Annotated in this window: 3 protein-coding genes; all 3 read left to right on the top strand. The window is 36.1% G+C overall.

Features of this window, described 5'->3' with window-relative positions:
* Positions 1-926: 926 nt before the first annotated feature.
* The 3 genes from ACFILW_RS08515 (at position 927) to ACFILW_RS08505 (ending at position 5,560) form a co-directional block, all read left to right on the top strand.
* The gene (locus ACFILW_RS08515; RefSeq protein WP_375654150.1) at positions 927-1,274 is read left to right on the top strand and encodes a hypothetical protein; all 348 of its coding nucleotides are present in this window, start codon (positions 927-929) and stop codon (positions 1,272-1,274) included.
* Positions 1,275-1,861: 587 nt separating this feature from the next.
* Complete coding sequence (locus ACFILW_RS08510) at positions 1,862-3,226, top strand: MFS transporter (protein ID WP_375678161.1); 1,365 nt, start codon at positions 1,862-1,864, stop codon at positions 3,224-3,226.
* A 1,395-nt stretch (positions 3,227-4,621) separates the two neighbouring features.
* Entirely contained in the window at positions 4,622-5,560 is a 939-nt protein-coding gene (locus ACFILW_RS08505; RefSeq protein WP_375682763.1) for an abortive infection family protein, read from the top strand.
* Positions 5,561-6,542 lie beyond the last annotated feature (982 nt).

The following is a 6,542-nucleotide window of genomic DNA, read 5'->3' as shown; positions in this document are numbered from 1 at the left end:
AAGGACACTTTCATGCTTTAAAACGTCTACCTTTAAAGCAAATACATAAAAAGCTGCACGCATAGTGCAGCTTTTTTGCAAAATTTTCTTGATTTTTCATGCTTTTCAACACAACAAGAATTTTCGAAATCTACGTGAAGCTTTTATAAGCGTGAGAAACAAGCTTCAAAATAAAAGATTTTTTTCAATAATTCTATTTTTTTATGTTTTTCTTTTAAAAAACTTCTTAAATGAAGTGTTGACTCCATCGATTATATATATGCCATTACAGCATAACAAATATGCGACTCTTGCTCTATTTTTTGCATTTAAGCCAAACAAATTTCGCAGAAAAATATTCCTCTACGATCAACAACTTTTCTCAATGTGGAAAACATATCAATCTTACATCTCATGTAAGAGGGAGCATTATGCGGTTAACATTTCATCCACACACAATATGAGAGAATAAGTTGAATTCTCTGATACAAAGGGAATACCAACCTACCCAATGATCTATTCTCAACAAAGCAACACTCTCACCACTTCAATACCAGTATTTTAGTTTGAGTATACGAACACAATTTACATTCTAGATTAAATGTATCAAATAAATAATGAACATAAAATCTATGAATAAACAATGGGTTAACTGTACATGCTTCAAACAAAGAACAAAATTCTATAATCATGCGTTATTAATTCTTTTGTAAATATTTTATACAGATATCAAAAATCGTACCATTGCTTTCAATACAAGAAACCGACATAAAAAGTTTCATATTGAATGACCAAAATAGTCTTTTACAAATTGCGATATTAGAGCAAAAACTTCATTGGCTAATTATACGAAAAAATAAAATAGAAAATGCATTTTAATAAATATAAAAGCAAATTGTTTTATAAAAGAATATGACAAAAACTGATAAATCAACTTATGATCATGTATTTATGATTCAGATATTGAGTTCAATTTTGCACAATCATTTGAAAAAAACGATAAGATTAAAGTTTATGCGAAACTGCCTAAATGGTTTAAAATTGATACATCTCTTGGATCATATACTCCCGATTGGACTGTATTATTCGAGCAAAATGGGCAAGAAAAACTGTATTTTGTTGTGGAAAGCAAAAGAAGTATTTTCGAAGACATGTTGCGCGTTCTGGAAAAAGCAAAAATCCATTGCGATCGTGAACATTTCAAAGCTTTAGGAGAAAATACCCAATATATTGTTTCTGATAATTATAAAACTTTTATCGATCAAGCAATTCAAAAAGATACCACAACAACTTGAAAAAATGTTTGGGTTATGGAAACAACCCTCCCCTGTTTTTTATAAAATGCACCTTTTTCCTACTCTATAATTTACAAGCTCTTCCTTATAACCAATTTTAATTTTTATTAAACAATCAAGAAATTATCGAACATTTTTCAGAAAGAGCTGCACATTTAAGAAAAGAAAATTATAAACTATTGAGAATACATTTGATACCCAAACAATCATTTAAGCATAAAAAATGATATATAAACAAACATTGGATTTTTAAGTCAATAATTTGATTTATAAAGATTTTCACATTTTCCATGTTAAATAATAAATGCAAATGGAGCAGGCGTGCACGTTTGTGTAGGTTCTGCTTTTGCTCTCATGCAGATTGAGTTGACAGCAAATAGACTCCTCGATAAACTCATTGACATCAGCTTAACTGATGGCTTAATTCTAGAGAAAAAGGCGGGTTGTACACAAGGGGACCATCAGCACTTCCAATCATATTCATCCCAATATCAAAACCGCAGATATCACAAATGCGTGTTAATTTTTAAAAGTCTGTGAATGGGGCGCAACCAATGTTTTAAAGAACATCTGTAGGGAGCATGATCATGCAAAAGGTAGATTCCTATACTCAATCAGAAAGGTATGTCATATATACCGTCATTATTTCCAGCATACTTCCTCTGCTGGACGGGAGCATTGTCAATGTCATCCTTCCTAACCTTGCGCATTATTTTTCAGTCGGAGAAAATAATATACAATGGGTTGTAACATCCTATTTTCTCGCCACCGTTCCAGGGCTGCTAATGGCCGCTTTTGTGCAAGGAAGAATAGGTATCAAAAGCACTTGGTTTCTTGCAAGCTTCATTTTTATGCTTGGATCACTGGGGGTAGGATTAAGCTATAGTTTTCCAACTATTATATCTGCTCGTATCGTTCAAGGTTTCGGGACAGGTCTTTTGCTGCCCCTTAGCCAAACCATCATTGCCTTACAATTTGGACAGACACGAGTGCGCCAAGCCATGGGCACCATAGCCGTACCAACAGTTTTCGCTCCTGCCTTTGGTCCGCTGGTAGGCGCCTCGCTTGCTCAGTATGTGTCTTGGCGTTTGTTATTTTTTATCAATATTCCGCTTATTTTATTGGCACTCACCCTTGGAGCAAAACATTTAAAGAGCAACGAAACAACAAAAACAAAATTTAACTTATTTGCATTTTTAGCGTTTTCCATCTCCCTTCTTTCGTTTTTTTATCTCACAGAAGCCAGAAATATCAATAACCACAACGCCCTCTTTATCCTAGCGCTTATAGCCGTGATATCTCTCATATTATTCATTGTTTCTAATCAGAAAGCAAAAAACAAATTAATCGTCTTTAGCGGATTTCAAAATGCGCGCTATACATTGCTCATGATCATGGGGCTCGTTGCTTCATTTCTTTTTTATAGCTTCCTCGTTTATTTCCCACTAGCCGTTGCCATGGGAGGAAACTATGAAAAGAGCCTTCTCATCATCGGTGCCCTCCTTGCTCTGCAAGGAGTGGGTGCGTGGATTGGCAGGAAATTTATTTACCAAAAATGGAAAGAAAAATCTCCCTTTTTCATGATAGGAATTGGTTTAGTGATATCAAGCTTTGGGTTATTATGCTTCGGCTATAATATAAGCATGGATGGACTTGGATTCTTGCTAAGAGGTGTAGGACTTGGCATCGCCACCATTGTCTGCCTTTCCGCCCCCATCCAATATGTCAACAGTTTATACGTCAAAGATACAGCCGTTATCACACGCATATTACAGCAAATAGGTGGTGCCTTAGGGGGTATATTCGCTGGCTTTTTGATCCATTCGCTGACAGAAAAATCCCTGTCCTTAAACCAAACATATATCGTATTCTTCATATTCTCTATCACTGCATTTTTACTGTTTTTCCTAGCCCTCTTCTTATCGCGTAAAGAGAAGAATTCCGATTTATGATATGCTTTATTTGAACTCCCTATCCATAACATTGGCAATAGCTTATAAAATCATACAGCATTTACCACTTTTCGAGAAACCAACACACTGAGACCTTGAGCACAGCCTTCATCATTTTTATGAAAGAACACTAAACCGATAAGCTCCTTAAGCTCTAAAATTGATCACCTCCAGTAACGTACGGTGTTTGTAATTTTATGATACCTCTGTGCTTTTAGATTCCTCTAAAAACCTCTTGAAATATGGGATTTTCTGATCAGACCTTTGCAAGATCCACGAAATTAAGCACGCATTTCAATGCGGAATAGTCCCATAAATGCGCTAACAGACGCCCTACAGAACCAGCATAGAATATAGAACCCACAATGCCCCCAAATGCTGACCATCTTCTGCCACGCATCGCGATGCAAAAAATCGCACTGTATTGCAAACTTGATAATGTTATTCCCCCCTTTTCAAAGTCATTGAATCACTATGCTTTCATAATCACAATAGGTTCAAATGAAACTGAAGCGACAAAAACAGCTGGTAAAGCAGCATCTTCTCTCCATTTCATTGTTAACTGTCATAACAAATCTCCCCCGCTTTAATAAAAAAGCCCTCTCTCATTGAGAAAGAAATTTTAAAAACATTGAAAATCATGAAGCACGATGACAGACAGCAAACCATCTCTAAAAAGACTGTTTCTTGATTTTCACAGCGTACTCTTAGATTTCTCTAACATTTTCCTGCCTTTAAATTTTCCTTATAAGTTTTACGGACAAAAGAAGCTTTTCAGAACTCTTTTACACATAACTTCATTGCTTCAAGCTCCCTTACAGACACGATAAACGTTTATATTTTCATCTCTACCAAATACGCGAGATTAACAGCGGATATCACGAAAACAGTCTTTTTATAGAAAACAGTAAGCTTTAACGGAATAAACGAGATTTTAAACTAGCCTCCCGCATTACTCTATACCGGTTATGCAAATAAAGAGCGCCATCTACTTTTTCTGACAAGCAAAGAACACACACAACATTTAGTAACATGCCATTATTGAAATTCTTGTCACAAAACCTTCCTTTCAGGGATTATGCGCATTGCCTGCTTCCTTCTCTCCAATAAACAATCTGCCAATAAAGAATGCTATTGCAGTTACGATAATACAAAATTATACTTCTGTTCTCATTCTATATTTTTCCAATTATCACGCATTATTCACCCCCTTCACTGCTTCACTGTTATAACAATGAAAGGAGAAAAAAATTAAAACACAATATGGCATTTCTCTTTCACAAATCTTATATAAGCCACAAAATTGTTGCGCGACTTTCTAAGCAAGGTCAGGCAATAAAATCATATTCTAAAAACCACTCAACATACCACTTTTTGATATTACAAAGATACAAAATGCAATTATCGTCTCCGCAAACAATATCTCAGAAAAACAAAATCCCTCCTGCAACAATTAGGGCACTCTCTCAAATATTACCAAAGTACTATTGGCCAGAGAATTTGGATGCCTTATTCTTTTATACACCATCTGCTCCTCATGAGTACCTAAGTGATGATAAAGAAGTCACGATTAAGAAACGACTAGATACAATCAATGTAAAATGCAATGAACCGCTTGAAGTCCTTGGTCCCCTGCTTGGTGATTTTTTGGACAGCGAGTTTCATAAGTTAGTCGGATTCATATTTCAAGACATACCAGAAGACCAAATGCTACAAGAGCTTAAAGAAGATCAACGTAAAATTTTAGAAACGTTAAAGAAAGATGGATTAGAATATCAGCGTGGAGGATATATTATCAAGAATGAGGTGACCTTCACACAAGAATTGCAAAAAGCTGGTCTCCTCTCGATGGAAGAGCTACAAAAACGTATTGCAGAGAAAGAACTTTCAGCAGTAGAAATCGAAATAAATAGAGCATTAGAAAATATAGAAAAAGATCCAAGGGAGGCAGTTCTATTTGCAGCAAATCTGTTGGAAGCCTCTTGCAAAGCTTATCTCGACCACCATTCTATCCCATATGCAGAAAACGCCCGTAATAATCTGCCCGCTTTATGGGAAGAAGTCGTTAAGAAAGCTAAGATCCATCCCGAAGATATGAAGCAAGAAAACTTAAAAAATCAAGATCTAGATGAAAATGACTTAAAAATGATCGCATCCGGTCTGTATCAAATTGTGCGCGGTACTATAAAGTTAAGAAACAAGAAAGGTGCAGCGCACGGCCGCTCAGAAAAGGATTTTGAACTAATCAATCTCAAGCCTCGCCATGCGCGTTTAACTTTTAATGCCGCCCATTCCCTCTCAATTTATATTTTAGAGCTCATGGATCAGCCATAATAAAAAACATATCACGACTACCAGCATTTTCTCGTGCCATTTTTAATGCCTAAAAAGCATTAAAGGGGAGTGGCTGCTTCTACCCTACAAAACCAAATATTTCTATAGCATGACAACATGAGTAGTCACACCGCTCTATGGTGTTCCTCTTCCCCGCGTTTCTAGGCTCCGCTTCTAAAGTCAGTGGCAATTTCTGTAAATGCAAAAGCCGCCCTTAAGGATGACGAATGAGGATGGTGCAAAAGTATTGCCTTGATTATTTTTTTTAAGAACAAACTAGCTAGTGTACTATTTTTGGAAAGCTCTCGTGCAGAAATATTATGATGGAGAAGCTAGTCATTATGATAAAAACACAAGTCTTAACTCCGTAAAGAGAGAAAATCTGAGCTTAGATTTAATTCCTACAAAGCCTTTATGCGCGTAAATTACGTACCTATACGTTCTTCCCCTACCCTACTTAATTTTATAATAAGACAGCTCCGTATAAAAAACAGCACTATTCTTACATACCATAGCCATTTTCTCTTTACAGGCTTTCTGCTATCAACATAACACTTTACCCTCTTAAAACACTGTTTGCAAAAGGTTTGCATCATTACAATGATCATAGGCATAGGCTTGCTACCCCAAAAAGCTTGCTAGGTAAAAATCCGCCTTAGTAGTCAGGGATATAGATAGTTTGGAGGTCAAGGAATTGTGAGCAATTTTTTTGTTACAAAAAGTTAGCGGATTGTTTTGAGGATTTGGCTATACAGACTACACATAGGACAAAGGGAGGGATGTCATAAGAACCAAGAAAATCTGAGCTTAGATTTAGCCTTGAGCGCCCTTTAAGTGCGTGGCATTACGTACCTTAATGGCTTTTACCCCCCCCTTGCTTTCCGAAGGTGCATGATAATTAGTAAGCATGCGCCTTTAGTTTTTATTTGTTTTTTGTACGTGGGAAGAGTTGCAAGAGAATAGTATTTTACTCCATGCGTTT

The sequence above is a fragment of the Bartonella sp. TT110JLCBS genome (assembly GCF_042193405.1).
In the GTDB taxonomy this organism is placed as follows: Bacteria; Pseudomonadota; Alphaproteobacteria; order Rhizobiales; family Rhizobiaceae; genus Bartonella.
Note: the sequence above shows the minus strand (reverse complement) of the source record. Positions and strands in the feature narration are given on the sequence as shown.